We start from the raw sequence: 13466 nt of genomic DNA on the forward strand, positions 1-13466 counted from the left end.
CAAAAGGAGGAAAACAGAATGGAAGTTACAATCACAGCAGAAAAGCTGACAAAATCATATGGCAGCTTAAAGGCCCTTGACCAATTTGACTTAACAGTATGCAGAGGTGAAATATTTGGTTTGCTGGGGGCCAATGGCGCAGGAAAAAGTACAGCAATGGAATGTATCCTTGGAACCAGAAAACCAGACTATGGAACAGTTGAAATTCTTGGTATGAATCCCTTCACAAATCGAAAAAAATTATATGAACGGGTGGGGGTCCAGTTTCAGGAAACCAGTTATCAGGACAAAATACGGGTATGGGAGCTCTGCCAAGTCACTGCCTCTTTATACAAGACGCCCAGAGATCCAAAACTTTTGCTGCATCAGTTTGGACTCTCTGATAAACTTAAGGTGATGGTAAACGACTTATCCGGGGGACAAAAGCAGCGTCTGTTTATTGCACTGGCTCTCATCGCAGATCCGGAAGTAATCTTTTTAGACGAACTGACAACAGGGCTCGACGTACGGGCACGTCGGGATGTATGGAACAGCATCTTAAAACTGAAAGAAGACGGGTTAACTGTACTTTTAACTTCCCACTTTATGGACGAAGTAGAAACTCTGTGTGACAAAATAATGATCTTAAAGAATGGAAGAACCGTTTTTGAGGGAACCGTAAATGAAGCCATACAAAACAGTCCTTATGACCAGTTGGAGGATGCTTACTTCTATTTTACAGAGGAGGAAAGAAAAAATGAAAGCATTTAGAACACTACTTAGAACAGAGTGCAAATTATCGCTTCGAGGATTGGATATGTTTATCTTTGCAATCTGTATGCCAGTAACAATTTTTATTCTTTTAGGAATTATTTACAAGGACAAACCTGCTTTTGAAGGTGCAGGTTATACCTTTGTAGAGCAGTCATTTGGGGCAGTGTCAACGATTGCAATCTGTGCGGGCGGTGTCATGGGTCTGCCTCTTGTGGTGTCTGATTACCGAAAAAAGCATATTCTAAAACGCTTTCAAGTGACACCTGCAAGTCCTGTACTAATACTTGCCGTACAGCTGTCCATCTATGCTTTCTATTCCTTTGCTTCTCTCGTTCTGCTCTACACTGCAGGAGTAATATTTTTCGACTTTCAATTAAGAGGATCCGTTTTGACGTTCTTAGCAGCATATTTACTGGTGATGGTATCCATGTTCAGCATCGGACTTTTGGTAGGAGGAATTGCGCCAGATATAAAAACTGCCAGCGCAGCCGCCAGCATTCTCTATTTTCCTATGATTATTTTTTCCGGTGCCACACTTCCATATGAAATCATGCCATCTGCACTTCAAAAATGTTCGGATCTCATGCCTCTTACTCAGGGGATTAAACTGTTAAAAGCTGCAGTACTGGGATCTCCTGTAAAAGAGTCAGCCTTACCTGTTTATTTCCTGGCAGGGATTGGATTCATATGTGCCGCCCTCTCCCTTCGCTTTTTCCGTTGGGAATAGATATTTTACTCTAAACTAGTAAATTTGGATAAACGACTCCTGACATACCATCAGGTTTCGTTTATCCATATGATTGACAACAAAAGCGTTCTGTGCCATAGTTAAGATGAAAGTTACGTTCCCTGCTATGGAGATTAATATGAAAAATATCCCAAACTATATTACACTGGTCCGCCTGATCCTGTCTGTCTTTTTATTTTTTATAACGAAAAACTGGATTCTTTTTCTGGTGATCTATTTTGTCTGCGGAATAAGCGATGTCCTTGACGGCTTTCTTGCAAGAAAATTTAAGTGGCAAACAAAAACAGGAGCCAGACTGGACAGCCTGGCTGATTTTATATTCTTTTTTGCCGCATTTTTCAGAATGCTGCTTTCTTACAGCCTCACGATACCGGCGCCGATTATTTCAGGAGCCATCCTGATCGCACTGATCCGTTTCTTTAATTTGTATATCACAAGAAAAAAATTTGGTATACCAGGTATCCTCCACACCATAGGAAATAAATTATCCGGTTTCATCTTCTTTTTTGCATGCCCCGCGGCTGTTATTCTGGGGTACATACCTCTCTGGGTTATTTTTATCCCCTTAATTTCTTCATTGGAGGAAACCATGATTTTATTGAAAGCAGATACTTATAATCCTGATATCAGGAGTTTCTATCATTTGTTAAAATAACAACCTGTCAGCCAACACTCTCTCAGTCAGGCTTGATCTTTCCTTCATTATAGTGTTTCCTGCACAGAGATACATATTTATCGTTAGCTCCCATCAGAATCTGTTCTCCGTTTCTCACAACTTTTCCGCTTCCATCGATCCTTGCTGTCATTCCTGCGCGATTGCCGCACCAGCAGACGGTCTTTAATTCCGTTATTTCATCAGCCAGTTCCATGAGCCGTTTGGAACCCGGAAAAAGATGTGAAGTGAAATCCGTTCTAAGACCATAGCAAAAGACCGGTATCTCATACTGATCTACGATATAAGCCAGCTTATCAATATCTGCTTCTGCAAGAAACTGTGCTTCATCTATGATAATAACATCAGATTTTTTCAGCTGTTCCGAATCATATTTCTCCAACTCAGACCATACAATGCATTCCGCCTCCAGGCCAATCCTTGATCGGATCTTGTTTATCCCATCTCTGGTTTCAATATCCGGTTTTACCAGCAGCACCTGTTTTCCTTTTTCTATAAAATTATATCTGGTCATTAGTGCGTTTGCTGTCTTTGAACTGCCCATCGCCCCATATCTGAAATATAATTTAGCCATCTTTATCCCCTTTGTCTTAAATGAAGTAAAAGCGTTAATCCGCCAGTTGCATTTTATCATAGACCGGGTTGGAAGTCTACCTGGAATATATTCATCACTATTTTGTTCTATACTCAATTTTTCTCCTGATAACAGATGATGGGAATACCGGATTCTATATAATTGTATATTGTTCTAGCAAGATAATAGGGAGCATTCACGCAGCCATGTGTTCCATTCTTTTTATAAATCTCGCCTCCAAACGCATGCCTCCATTTCGCGTCGTGAATTCCGATATTTCCATAAAAGGGCATCCAGTACTGGACACCGGCTTCGTAACCAGGCCCGGACAGCACTGCACCTTCCTGTTTATAATTCAGCATGTAAGCTCCGGTTACTGTAGCATTACCTCTGTTAGGATTCCCCGTAACCACCGGGCCCTGGGCAATGAGTCTGCCATCCTTGTAGAACCACATATGCTGTCTGGTTATATTTATCTCCACATAGGTTTCTCCAATTTCATTACCAGACCTGGATACTGCTTTTTGAACATAAGCAGGTTCTTTTATAAGAATCCGCCCTGAGTTGATATTTTCCGCCAGTGCCAATGTTTCAGCTTCCTGATCAATTTTCCAGCCATAGATTCCCCCCTCTATATCCACCATTGTCCCGAGAGAGGTTTTAAAACTTCTTTTCACGCCAACCGTATCATATTTCTTCCCCATAGCTTTCACATAGGCCCTGACTTTATCTTTATCCAGTATCATATCCAGATTTTCATCTACTGCAATCCAGTACTGTATTACATTGCCATCAACCACTTCTCTTTCACTGCCAAAAAGATAAGTGACATGGGTAGAAGCGCATTTATTTAAATGTCTCAGGGTTTTAAAGGCTTTGGGGGATTTCATGGTATATACGGGATTTATGTAACAGGAATTTGCTTCCAGATCAAGTTTTGTTTCTCCTTTAAAAAGGCTGTCTGTTACAGCAGCTTTTAGTTTTTCTTTTTCAACTCGATTACCGTAAATTTCCTTTACCATTTGATAATGTCCGTCTGTGTATTGATAAGATACATTTTGGGGCTCTATTTTGGCCTGTTTAAAGCAGTTTAACTGATTCAACGTCAAATTTAGCTTGTTCTCATTATAGAAAAATAAATTTTCCGAAAGAAATTCCTGCTTTTTAAATAATGATCCGATCCATTGAAGTGCTTTTTGCTCATTAAGTGCTTCTTTTACATATGTTTTATTCTTGTATTCCAGCCCTGCTTCCTGTCCGGTAATCTCATCCGATTTACCTTCTCGTTCAATCAGATGGAGCTTATAATTCTCCGTGTATCTTCTTATGCTTTGATCCGCCTGTCTTTCATTCTTTAAAGATACATCTGCTCCGTTTATGGTCGTAGAAAAAAAGAAATGACTGGTAAAGTAAAAAGCGATGAGTAAATACAATAACAACAATGCTGTCACTATGATTCCCAGGAGTTCTATGGCCTCCCGCTTTTCACAAGCGCTCATTTTTTCATAATTCATAACAGATCAGCCTCACTTTTACAATGCACTGGGATCATATCATTTTATGTTCTGGAAATTGTATTTAATACCAGTAAATTAACTTGCATACTCCTCTTACAATCGTACATACTTCATTTCGAGGTGACTATATGCATATTATAAATTTGTTTCAGCTTGTTTTCCGCTGTTTATCAATTGTTTTGGCATTGTACTATTTAATTAAGAAAAAATACAAAATTATTGGTTCTCTTATATTGGTGTTTATATTATCTTATCTGCCTGGCATGGCAGACCGGTTTCTGGGGATAGTCATAGATCCCTACAGCACCGTCATCTACCTGATTGTTTTATTTATGGCATTATATCTTGGCAGCAGCCTGGGTTATTACGATCGGTACTGGTGGTGGGACCGAACCATTCATTTTCTTTCCGGAGTTGGATTTACCGGATTTGGGACAGCAATAATTAAGATAAATCCCGATTCAAAAAAAATAATATTTCTTCTGTTTGGATTTACATTTTCCGTGACACTCCATGTAATATGGGAAGTCCTTGAATATGTAAGTGATTGCCTTACACATGGTAATGCCCAGCGTTGGCAGAAAATTCATGCGTCAGTAAATCATATGCCAGAAAATGCAATTCAACCAGCCGGTCTTGTTGATACTATGAACGATACAATCTGCTGCATGATCGGAGCAGGAATCGCTACCATTATATGGTGGCTTATCTTATGATTTTATTGTGGCATCTGTAGCATACTAAAAAAAAACATCAGGAAAAGGAGAAAAATAATGAGCAGAGATAATTCTAAGAAAAGCACAAGTAATCATAAAAAAGAAGATGGTACTTTTCATTCCAAACATATTAATCACAACCCTCAGGCGGAAAGCGCCAGAGCAGTATTTGGTTTAAAAGATGATAATTCAAAAAGATAAGGATGGAGGATTTAACCATGTCTAATTATACCGGTGTTGTTAAATGGTTTGACAATGAAAGAGGCTATGGCTTTATCTCAACCAATGATGGTCAGGATGTTTTCGTACATCATTCTCAAGTTAAAGAAAAGACTCATAATAAGGACCTTCACGAAGGCGAGTCTGTTAACTTTGATATCAGACAGGATGAGAAAGGCTTAAGCGCCTTAAATGTCCAGAAAAATGATTAATAATACAAGGAGCATTCTATGAATAGAATTCATTATGAAACATCAGGAATACAGAATTCCGAAATCAAAACCCAGCTGAAAAATGCGTTAGATAAAATTAACGGAGTATCTATGGTAAATATAGATGTAGCGCGAGGCTCCATTGAGGTTGGATACAATCAATCTGCCGATGAAAATTTAATAAAGTCCTGCATTGAAACGGTTGGGTGCGAAATAACAGGACAATCTTTGGAACAGTGATTGGAACAGTGATAATTTCTTTTTTGATAATTCAGGAATTGCAGACGCTTTAACAAATCAGACTACTAACTTTTTTAGTTAGTAGTTTTTTTAAACTATATTGGAAATGTATGTCCGCCTCAGTTTTACGACTGGATACGCCATATATATCTGACAAATTCTCTTTGATTAATTTCATAAAATTTTCTGTCTAAAAGTAAGTTCTTATCTAATAATTCAAATTCCTCTTCCAGCATAATATCACTCTCTTTTATATCCGGATTATCCAATGGTATTGTACGAAAACCATTTACCCACAGCAATCCATTTTTATTCTGTATATCTACAAAATCTTTTAACAGTCCCGGGGTTGGTTTATAATGATTGATTATAATCGCATCAAACTTTTCCTCTAATGTATTTAAGCTGTCTTGTGACAGATCAACTATCTTAGTCCTGATGTTCAGGTTTTCCCTATTAGCAAAGTAAGTCAATCTGTTTATCGCTTCTTCACAAAAATCAACGGCAAGTACCTCATAACCCAAACGAGCCAGATAGATGGAATTTCTTCCATCTCCACAGGCAACATCAAGAATTTTCCCTTTTAACGGAAAATAAGACATATCCTCTTCCAGGCATTTCTCATGACCCATAATTTCCAGCTTTCTGCTTTTAAACCGGTCTTTCCACCAGGTGGAATCTCCCATATAATTCATAAAACTCTCCCTTCTGCTTTCTTAATTTATTTTGAATACATGCTGGTAGAGGATACTCCCCCATCAACCGGGAAAGCCCCTCCGGTTATATAACCCGCCTCATCGCTTACGAGAAAAGCCACCATATTTGCTATGTCCTCGGGCTCTCCTATGCGTTTTAGCGGAATGCGTTCAGAACAACGGTCGGCAGTTTCCTGATCAGGAAAACTATTCTGTAAAAGAGGGGTATTAATGGGTCCGGGTAAGACGCAATTAACTCGGACTCCAAGCTGGGCATATTGCTGTGCAAGGCATTTTGTCAGCATAATAAGTCCTGCTTTCGTTGTGCAATAGAGTGGTGAGGTTAACTCCGGGACAAGTCCCAGACAGGAGGCAATAATCACAATGGAACCTTTTGAAGCCTTGATTTTTTCTATTGAATTACGCGTCATAAGATAAGTCCCTTTAATATTAATATCCACCATTCTGTCTAACTCTTCGTTTGTAGTGTCTTCCAGATACTTTTCAAAGTAGATACCTGCATTATTTACAACAATATCTAAATGCGGGATATGGGACAGCGCTGCTTTAATCTCCTCATCATTACTAATATCAACATGATAAAATTCAAAATCCTCTGGCGGAATTTGTTTGTCAAAAACGATAACGTGCATACCCATATATTGAAGCTTTTTTGAGATAGCCAGTCCCATTCCTGAGCTCCCGCCTGTAACAACCGCAACTTTTTTATTTTTCATAATTACCTCCCTTTTTCCTAATAAATTTCGTTTAATACATTGGATTATACAAACTAATAATATTAAATACAATGGATTATTGAGGTTAAAGCCAGAAAAGGAAGCTCCGGGGGAATAGACCCAGGGACTTCCTTTTCTGGTATTAAAATACATGATCACAATACTTTTCTTATTCCATTGACCAGTATCTCCGTATTCTTGTTTAATTCAAACAAATCCTTGTCAATATCTGAATGTCTGCCGCTATTATAATCTCTTATAATTTTTTTGGATAAATTATGTACATTTTTATGAGGCTCATAAATGGCCAGCAAAGGAGAATCTGATTTTGTTTTTTTCATATTTTCAAGCATTTTTCCAAGAGTACATTCAGTATATTCGTTAATACTGGACTCATCTGCTTTTGTAAAATTGCATAAAACATTATAAACTTTCCATTTCCAAAGCAAATGCTCTCCTATCATGGGTCTTACCATATCCATTCCCTGAAAATCCTTAAACCATGGTCGTCCCAAGCCTCTGCTTTCCTCTGTAAGCTTGCTCAAATTAAAAACACCTTGTCCTGTTTTCGTGCATAAATCATATAACTGCAAGGTATTTCTGTTAATTTCTATAAGTTGAGAGGAAATTTCTTCGGTAGTTGCATTCTGCTCTTCAATATTAGAGGATATCCCGCTAAATGCCTCTCCGATATTCTTTAGAGAAGTCTCAATCGCATCAATGGATCCTACTGCCTGATTGATGAAATTTTTACCTTCCGAAAAATGATTAACAGAACCGTCGATAACGTCCTGAGATCCTCCAATTTCTTCCCTGAGTTTTTTGACCAGGTTTTTAATATAATTTGCTGACTCCTTTGTACTATCGGCTAATTTCTTAATTTCATTTGCAACAACAGCAAAACCTCTTCCCTTATCTCCGGCCCTGGCAGCCTCTATACTGGCGTTCAATGCCAATAAATTCGTTTGCCCTGCAACATCGTTTATGATATTGACAATATTCTCAATTTCTTTGGCATCGGAAGCCACGTTTTTGATTTTTTCCTTGACCACTGACATTTCATCAAAGGACTTATTGATATAATCAAAGGATTTATTAATTGTCTGCAGGGATTCATTAGAGACTTCGATGGTATCGTTAGTAGTTACGAAAGAATTCTGGACAAAAGTTGCCACTTGTTCGATTGCGTGGCTCATCTGTTCACTGCTTGCCGCCACATTTTCCACATGGATTTTCTGATTTGTAATTCCGTCAACCATTTCCTTAATATAATCCATTTGAGTAATGAATTCAATGATCTCTGTGTTCTTAACAAATAATGCTCTGGTCTGGGCAGTTTTTACCTGGATCAATTTGTTGATGGCTTTTTCCAGTTCGTCATCGCCATCTAAATACCCTTTATCTCCATTCTCAGCAGAATATACGTCACTCACTTTGCAAATATTCTCAATTTTGTTGATCAGGTTTTTTTTATAAGGGGTAAGTTTGCCTGGATTTTCCTTCTTTTCTCTTTTTAACATCTCTCGCATCCCATTCTGTTTTTTTGCGGTCAAGTGCTAGTTTCAGTTATTTTAGTCTGATTCATTTGTTTTGTTATTCTCTTTTTTTGCTGGCCAGAATAACGATGATAAAAGTTCTCTGTATAATAGATTAAGTATAATATATCAATATAATTATGTCAATATACCTATGGTTTTGTAACCAAGACTTATCCAGCCCATGAAGTGAACGAAATCTATTATTGTGTGAACAATTTTCAGAAAAAAGTTGTTGACAATATTAACATTATTTATATAATATATATTATATCAAATCGATATATAAATAAACGATATAGGAGGTCATATGCTAGAATACATTATTTTAGGATATCTTATGAAAGAAGAAATGAGCGGGTATGATTTAAAACAGTGGATGACAAATTGCACATCCTACTTTTTTGATGCAAGCTTCGGCAGCATTTATCCGGCATTAAAGAGGTTAGAGGAGAAAGGATATATCCAATCCAGTGAAGTGGTGGAGAGTAGTAAATTCAAAAAAATTTATTCAATAACCGATATTGGTAAATCACATTTTCTTAACTGGCTGGAAAAACCGATTGTTTTTTCTAAAACAAAGCAAGAACATTTAGTTTATTTCTACTTTTACCAATACTTACCGAAAGAAAAAGCAATATTGAATATAAAAACTTTTATTACAGAAGTAGAATCACTTTTTAATCAGTTAAGGAAAGAAAAATCTGATGTTGAAAAAGTGAATAATGTTAAACAATACACCTTTATATATTCTACAATGGTTTATGGTGTGAATTATTATCAGTTTATAATTCACTGGTGCAATGATTTATTAAAACAAATCGAAGGAGAAAAAATATGAAAATAACAACTGTTATGGGGAGTCCCAAAAAACATGGAAAAACCGCTACTGCACTTGAATTTTTTGAGAAACAATTACTGTCTCAAGGACATGAAATTGACCGAATTAATATAACAGATTATCACATAAACGGTTGTCTAGGATGCTATGCATGTATGCAAAAACAAAATGCTGCTGGATGCGTACAAAAAGACGATGCCGAACAGGTACTTATGCGTATTATTTCAGCAGATGCTGTGGTCTATGCATCCCCTCTTTATAGTTTTGACCTTACTGCACAGATGAAGCCTCTTGTTGACCGATCTTTTTGCCTGTCCAACACACCCCTGTTAGATGGAAAAAGTGTTGCACTACTAATAACCTGCGCTGGTCAGGAAGAGGGGAATGCAGATTTGGTGCAGGAATTCTTCCGCAGAGGTTTTGATGGAGAGAATAAGGGGATGTTCCACACTAAACTTGTTGGCGAATTTATCATCCCATTTAGTGACGCTTCAGATTTTAGTGATAGGGCTAGAAAAACAGCAGAAACTTTAGCAACATCCATTTTAAATGGCCTATAAACAAAAAGTATAAAAGGCTAACAATTATGGGCACATTTCTTATTTAGAAAATAGAGAAAGTGCATTTTTTATAATTAGTAATATCGAAACGATATATAACTAATTGTTATAATATAAGAGGAGTGTGAATTGACTTGAAGGAAGATAAAGTAATAGATAAGAAAAAAAACAGGATTATACCAAAGCGTATCATGCAGTTGATACTTGGTTCTATAAGTATTTTGGCATTATATACAGCTTATTTAGGGATAAGATATGGCGCGGTCAACTGGTACTATGGATTTGCTGAAGGGCAAGAATATTCGAAAGGCCTTCTTATGCTGGACAGTAATATACGATTTTATAGTGGTCTATGGCTAGGCATTGGTATAGTCATACTATGGATGATTCCACGAATTGATCGTGAAAAGAAAACGCTTAGGGTGATAGCATTCTTCTTTTTCTTTGGAGGGATTGGTCGTTTGATTTCCATACTTACGTGCGGCTTACCGTCCAATGGCTATTTGGTTTTTGTACTCTTGGAATTGAGTTTTCCACTTCTGACATTGTGGCAAAAGCGTATTATAGAGTAACATAAATCCCACGACAATTCGAACACTCATCTGCCTTATTTTGACATTTATCTTGAATCAGACGTATTATTTTGTTATTATAGACTTATATCTTACTTTAGGAGGAAAATATGTTCATAACACCATATAATTACGGCAACCAGCACACTGGCAGTCCAGTAAATTTAAACATCGATAAGAAATCATCAATGTTTAAAAATGATTGGGATAACAGTTCTAATTTATCATCCACCTCAGGCAAGTCTATAAAAGTTTATTTTAAAACTCCAGACATGCTTTATTCTGGCGGAAATGGTACAGGTTTATCCTTTTTCCTTAAATATGCAGAGGAATCAACGACTGATGACCCGGTTATTTATGCAAAAGGAGTTGATGAAAAGGGGAATGAATTTGAACAGACCGTATCAGTTAACAATATAGACCCATCCAATGCCACCTATGTGGAAATGAGAGCACTGGAGGCTCACAATCATGTATATCATGGCATTATGAAAATGTCCTCTCTCCCTCTTGAAAGCGGTCAGATGGCTTTACATGACAGACGCAATTTTTTCGATATGTACAAAGAGGGAATAAAGAATTTTAACACCTTAAAGAGATATGATTTATCCGCTGTTTATGAACAATGTTATCAATCGTATTTGGATATTGCAGCAGGGCAAAAATGAATACATCGTTCGCTTATAAAGATACTCTCCATTTGGCACAAGCAACCTCTTCGCCTTATATTTGTCATTTCGTTAATGAAAGGACATGATATGAAAAGTTTTATAAAAGCTTATATCCCATTTATGGTTTATTCTTTGTGTGTAATATTTGCGTACTTCATCACCTTTTATTTACTGCCAAAGTATAACGAACCATTGGCTTATCCAGGTTTCTTATTAATATATTTATACATATATTGCGGTTCATTCTTTTTTGGATTTTTTATTGGTAAAATAACATTAAGGCGTCTTGGTTTTTTTAACTTTGGAATATGCTTTTTTTTATCTGTAATATCTTATGTAATTATGATATTTATAGGTTCTCTCAAAGAAATTTTCACATATATGTATTGTGATTTTCCAATAAACTTTCCATTATTTTTTGATTCAGTATCAGACATAGATACTCTTATTCTTTCCATAGGCACCCTTATTACATTTTTTATTGGGGAAATCACTGAACAAAATAAATCTTCCAGAGTAACCATGTGATGTAGTGCAAATTTTATTATGGGCGTGTTGAACGGGCATCTTTTGAATTATTTCCACACTATTTATTATTCACCGTGAAGCTGCTTTGCAATATCTAAAGCAAAATAAGTGAGAATTCCATCACAACCAGCACGTTTAAATGCGAGCAGGCTCTCCATGATAACAATATTTGGATCAAGCCAGTCATTTTGAACAGCAGCCATCAACATCGCATATTCGCCGCTAACCTGATATGCAAATGTAGGAACTGCGAATTGAGACTTCACCCGTTAAATGATATCCAGATACGGAAGCCCTGGTTTTCATCACCATATCAGATAAGTCTTTTTATTATTCTTAAGCGCTTTCCCTGAACCCAATGCATCGCGGAAGGGGCCATAGAACCAGGAAGCGTATTTAGCAGCATAAGACATTATTCTTGTTTGAATCATCCCCTGCTCATCTTATGCAGTTCTTATTGCAGCAACACGTCCATCTATCATGTCCGATGGCGCAACAATATCAATACCTGCCTTCGCCAGTAAAAGCGCTTGTTGAGTTAATATTTTTACGCTTCCGTCATTATCCACATAATCATTTTTCAAAATGCCATCATGTCCATGATCTGTATATGGATTAAGTGCAACATCACCAATTAAACCCAGTTCAGGAAAGGCCTGCTTGAGCATCTTTGCAGCCTGGCAAACTATATTCAAGATATTTTTATCACTGTATAATTACTATAATGGTTTATATGCAATCCCATCCATTTGGCACAAGCAAGTCTTACCAACAAATTCTGTTGTTGTTGTCATTCTAGCAGGTGCCCCATTCTTAAAGTAATCCTGGAAAACATCAGCTGCTGCTCTGAAATCTGAAATATCTCTGAGGTAAAGATTTATCTGAACCATATCATCAAGAGTTGCATCAACAGAAGCAAGCGTTTTCTTCATACCTTCAAACGTGTGTCTCATTTGATAAATAATATCCTCTTTGTCTTGTCCTCCTCCATGGTGTGCCAGGAAAATATAATCTCCTGCAACGACACTTGACGAACAAGTTTCATCCCCACAATGAGTTGGCATTCTTCGAATCATTATAATCTCCTTTTCTAATACAGAACTGGTGTTCTCTTTATTATATCACGCTTACAATCAATATTCAATTACCAAAGAACTATATTACTTAAAATCTCAGTTTATCTGTTCTGTTGCACTAAAAAACTACCAGATATTTTCGCTGATCGTTTTTTAATTAATGCTTAATTGTTTTTATCTAATAACCCCCACAAGGCAATCAGAAAACCAGCTAATGCAATAGCGCTAAATAAAACAGTTACTGGCACAAGACCCAGACTGGATAAATTCCAAAGAAATGAATATTTCCCATTAATCGTTATGTCTTTCAATGTGGACCCTGCTATTAGAATTGAACACGATAATAATCCTGCCAAAAACATCATCGAACCCATTACTACTTTTTTCATTTTATTTTTCCTTTCCAATTTTTTTCTCAACTATCTTCTCCATCCAGATCTTTTAATTTTTTACATCTGAGTCTCATATTTATATTCCATTATATCATAATTTCAATTTTACCTTGTAAATGGTAAATAACCAGTCCAGGTCAATAAGTTCGCCGCCCGATTGGGGCGGCGGTATCTTTACCGTGTTTTTAGTTTTCTACAACGATCTGG

Annotated in this window: 18 protein-coding genes and 1 pseudogene; 11 read left to right on the forward strand and 8 right to left on the reverse strand. The window is 36.9% G+C overall.

The window, feature by feature from the left end; translation table 11 throughout:
* Positions 1–18: 18 nt before the first annotated feature.
* The 3 genes from BXY41_RS14935 (at position 19) to BXY41_RS14945 (ending at position 2156) form a co-directional block, all read left to right on the forward strand.
* Entirely contained in the window at positions 19–750 is a 732-nt protein-coding gene (locus BXY41_RS14935) for an ABC transporter ATP-binding protein (RefSeq protein WP_104437644.1), read from the forward strand.
* On the forward strand, positions 737–1480 hold the full coding sequence (locus BXY41_RS14940; protein ID WP_104437645.1) for an ABC transporter permease: 744 nt from the start codon (positions 737–739) through the stop codon (positions 1478–1480). The genes BXY41_RS14935 and BXY41_RS14940 overlap by 14 nt, the downstream gene beginning before the upstream one ends.
* A gap of 139 nt (positions 1481–1619) precedes the next feature.
* Entirely contained in the window at positions 1620–2156 is a 537-nt protein-coding gene (locus BXY41_RS14945; RefSeq protein ID WP_170072385.1) for a CDP-alcohol phosphatidyltransferase family protein, read from the forward strand.
* Between the two features lie 22 nt (positions 2157–2178).
* On the opposite strand, the gene BXY41_RS14950 is transcribed toward BXY41_RS14945, so the two are convergent.
* A complete protein-coding gene (locus BXY41_RS14950) occupies positions 2179–2748 on the reverse strand; it encodes a thymidine kinase (RefSeq protein WP_104437647.1) in 570 nt (189 codons plus the stop codon).
* A gap of 113 nt (positions 2749–2861) precedes the next feature.
* Positions 2862–4262, reverse strand: a complete 1401-nt coding sequence (locus BXY41_RS14955) for a L,D-transpeptidase family protein (protein ID WP_104437648.1) — start codon at positions 4260–4262, stop codon at positions 2862–2864.
* 131 nt (positions 4263–4393) lie between these two features.
* On the opposite strand from BXY41_RS14955, the gene BXY41_RS14960 reads away from it, so the two are divergent.
* Genes BXY41_RS14960 through BXY41_RS14970 form a run of 4 tightly spaced genes read left to right on the forward strand, consistent with a single transcriptional unit; the run spans position 4394 to position 5652 of the window.
* Positions 4394–4981: a DUF2238 domain-containing protein gene (locus BXY41_RS14960; RefSeq protein WP_104437649.1), complete on the forward strand. Its 588-nt coding sequence runs from the start codon at positions 4394–4396 to the stop codon at positions 4979–4981.
* 57 nt (positions 4982–5038) lie between these two features.
* Positions 5039–5182, forward strand: coding sequence for a CPC_1213 family protein (locus BXY41_RS26800; RefSeq protein ID WP_170072387.1), 144 nt, complete (start codon positions 5039–5041; stop codon positions 5180–5182).
* Between the two features lie 17 nt (positions 5183–5199).
* Positions 5200–5412, forward strand: coding sequence for a cold-shock protein (locus BXY41_RS14965; RefSeq protein WP_104437650.1), 213 nt, complete (start codon positions 5200–5202; stop codon positions 5410–5412).
* An 18-nt stretch (positions 5413–5430) separates the two neighbouring features.
* Positions 5431–5652: a heavy metal transporter gene (locus BXY41_RS14970; protein WP_104437651.1), complete on the forward strand. Its 222-nt coding sequence runs from the start codon at positions 5431–5433 to the stop codon at positions 5650–5652.
* A gap of 125 nt (positions 5653–5777) precedes the next feature.
* Here the strand turns inward: BXY41_RS14970 and BXY41_RS14975 are convergent, their stop codons facing one another.
* The 3 genes from BXY41_RS14975 to BXY41_RS14985 all read right to left on the reverse strand — a co-directional run bounded on the left by BXY41_RS14975 (position 5778) and on the right by BXY41_RS14985 (position 8604).
* Complete coding sequence (locus tag BXY41_RS14975; protein WP_104437652.1) at positions 5778–6347, reverse strand: methyltransferase domain-containing protein; 570 nt, start codon at positions 6345–6347, stop codon at positions 5778–5780.
* A gap of 26 nt (positions 6348–6373) precedes the next feature.
* Positions 6374–7084: an SDR family NAD(P)-dependent oxidoreductase gene (locus BXY41_RS14980; RefSeq protein WP_104437653.1), complete on the reverse strand. Its 711-nt coding sequence runs from the start codon at positions 7082–7084 to the stop codon at positions 6374–6376.
* Between the two features lie 155 nt (positions 7085–7239).
* Positions 7240–8604, reverse strand: a complete 1365-nt coding sequence (locus BXY41_RS14985; RefSeq protein ID WP_170072388.1) for a methyl-accepting chemotaxis protein — start codon at positions 8602–8604, stop codon at positions 7240–7242.
* Positions 8605–8929: 325 nt separating this feature from the next.
* On the opposite strand from BXY41_RS14985, the gene BXY41_RS14990 reads away from it, so the two are divergent.
* The 4 genes from BXY41_RS14990 (at position 8930) to BXY41_RS15005 (ending at position 11260) form a co-directional block, all read left to right on the forward strand.
* Positions 8930–9460, forward strand: a complete 531-nt coding sequence (locus tag BXY41_RS14990) for a PadR family transcriptional regulator (protein WP_104437655.1) — start codon at positions 8930–8932, stop codon at positions 9458–9460.
* Positions 9457–10020 carry a flavodoxin family protein gene (locus BXY41_RS14995; protein WP_104437656.1) on the forward strand — a complete coding sequence of 188 codons (564 nt, stop codon included), beginning with the start codon at positions 9457–9459 and terminating at the stop codon, positions 10018–10020. Before BXY41_RS14990 ends, BXY41_RS14995 begins: the two co-directional genes overlap by 4 nt.
* A gap of 134 nt (positions 10021–10154) precedes the next feature.
* The gene (locus BXY41_RS15000) at positions 10155–10592 is read left to right on the forward strand and encodes a DUF4345 domain-containing protein (RefSeq protein WP_242980210.1); all 438 of its coding nucleotides are present in this window, start codon (positions 10155–10157) and stop codon (positions 10590–10592) included.
* A gap of 110 nt (positions 10593–10702) precedes the next feature.
* A complete protein-coding gene (locus BXY41_RS15005) occupies positions 10703–11260 on the forward strand; it encodes a hypothetical protein (RefSeq protein ID WP_104437657.1) in 558 nt (185 codons plus the stop codon).
* Between the two features lie 596 nt (positions 11261–11856).
* On the opposite strand, the pseudogene BXY41_RS27215 reads toward BXY41_RS15005, so the two are convergent.
* The 3 genes and pseudogenes from BXY41_RS27215 to BXY41_RS15025 all read right to left on the reverse strand — a co-directional run bounded on the left by BXY41_RS27215 (position 11857) and on the right by BXY41_RS15025 (position 13256).
* Positions 11857–12486 (reverse strand): annotated as a pseudogene (locus tag BXY41_RS27215) (hypothetical protein).
* Between the two features lie 24 nt (positions 12487–12510).
* Positions 12511–12867, reverse strand: coding sequence for a RidA family protein (locus BXY41_RS15020; protein ID WP_104437659.1), 357 nt, complete (start codon positions 12865–12867; stop codon positions 12511–12513).
* Between the two features lie 164 nt (positions 12868–13031).
* Positions 13032–13256, reverse strand: a complete 225-nt coding sequence (locus BXY41_RS15025; RefSeq protein WP_170072390.1) for a hypothetical protein — start codon at positions 13254–13256, stop codon at positions 13032–13034.
* Between the last annotated feature and the right edge of the window lie 210 nt (positions 13257–13466).

The organism is Lacrimispora xylanisolvens (genome assembly GCF_002934545.1).
Taxonomy (GTDB): Bacteria; Bacillota; Clostridia; order Lachnospirales; family Lachnospiraceae; genus Lacrimispora; species Lacrimispora xylanisolvens.

Coding starts and splice junctions, on each gene's coding strand:
- BXY41_RS14935 (WP_104437644.1), top strand. CDS start 19: ATGGAAGTTACAATCACAGCAGAAAAGCTGACAAAATCATATGGCAGC.
- BXY41_RS14940 (WP_104437645.1), top strand. CDS start 737: ATGAAAGCATTTAGAACACTACTTAGAACAGAGTGCAAATTATCGCTT.
- BXY41_RS14945 (WP_170072385.1), top strand. CDS start 1,620: ATGAAAAATATCCCAAACTATATTACACTGGTCCGCCTGATCCTGTCT.
- BXY41_RS14950 (WP_104437647.1), bottom strand. CDS start 2,748: ATGGCTAAATTATATTTCAGATATGGGGCGATGGGCAGTTCAAAGACA.
- BXY41_RS14955 (WP_104437648.1), bottom strand. CDS start 4,262: ATGAATTATGAAAAAATGAGCGCTTGTGAAAAGCGGGAGGCCATAGAA.
- BXY41_RS14960 (WP_104437649.1), top strand. CDS start 4,394: ATGCATATTATAAATTTGTTTCAGCTTGTTTTCCGCTGTTTATCAATT.
- BXY41_RS26800 (WP_170072387.1), top strand. CDS start 5,039: ATGAGCAGAGATAATTCTAAGAAAAGCACAAGTAATCATAAAAAAGAA.
- BXY41_RS14965 (WP_104437650.1), top strand. CDS start 5,200: ATGTCTAATTATACCGGTGTTGTTAAATGGTTTGACAATGAAAGAGGC.
- BXY41_RS14970 (WP_104437651.1), top strand. CDS start 5,431: ATGAATAGAATTCATTATGAAACATCAGGAATACAGAATTCCGAAATC.
- BXY41_RS14975 (WP_104437652.1), bottom strand. CDS start 6,347: ATGAATTATATGGGAGATTCCACCTGGTGGAAAGACCGGTTTAAAAGC.
- BXY41_RS14980 (WP_104437653.1), bottom strand. CDS start 7,084: ATGAAAAATAAAAAAGTTGCGGTTGTTACAGGCGGGAGCTCAGGAATG.
- BXY41_RS14985 (WP_170072388.1), bottom strand. CDS start 8,604: ATGTTAAAAAGAGAAAAGAAGGAAAATCCAGGCAAACTTACCCCTTAT.
- BXY41_RS14990 (WP_104437655.1), top strand. CDS start 8,930: ATGCTAGAATACATTATTTTAGGATATCTTATGAAAGAAGAAATGAGC.
- BXY41_RS14995 (WP_104437656.1), top strand. CDS start 9,457: ATGAAAATAACAACTGTTATGGGGAGTCCCAAAAAACATGGAAAAACC.
- BXY41_RS15005 (WP_104437657.1), top strand. CDS start 10,703: ATGTTCATAACACCATATAATTACGGCAACCAGCACACTGGCAGTCCA.
- BXY41_RS15020 (WP_104437659.1), bottom strand. CDS start 12,867: ATGATTCGAAGAATGCCAACTCATTGTGGGGATGAAACTTGTTCGTCA.
- BXY41_RS15025 (WP_170072390.1), bottom strand. CDS start 13,256: ATGAAAAAAGTAGTAATGGGTTCGATGATGTTTTTGGCAGGATTATTA.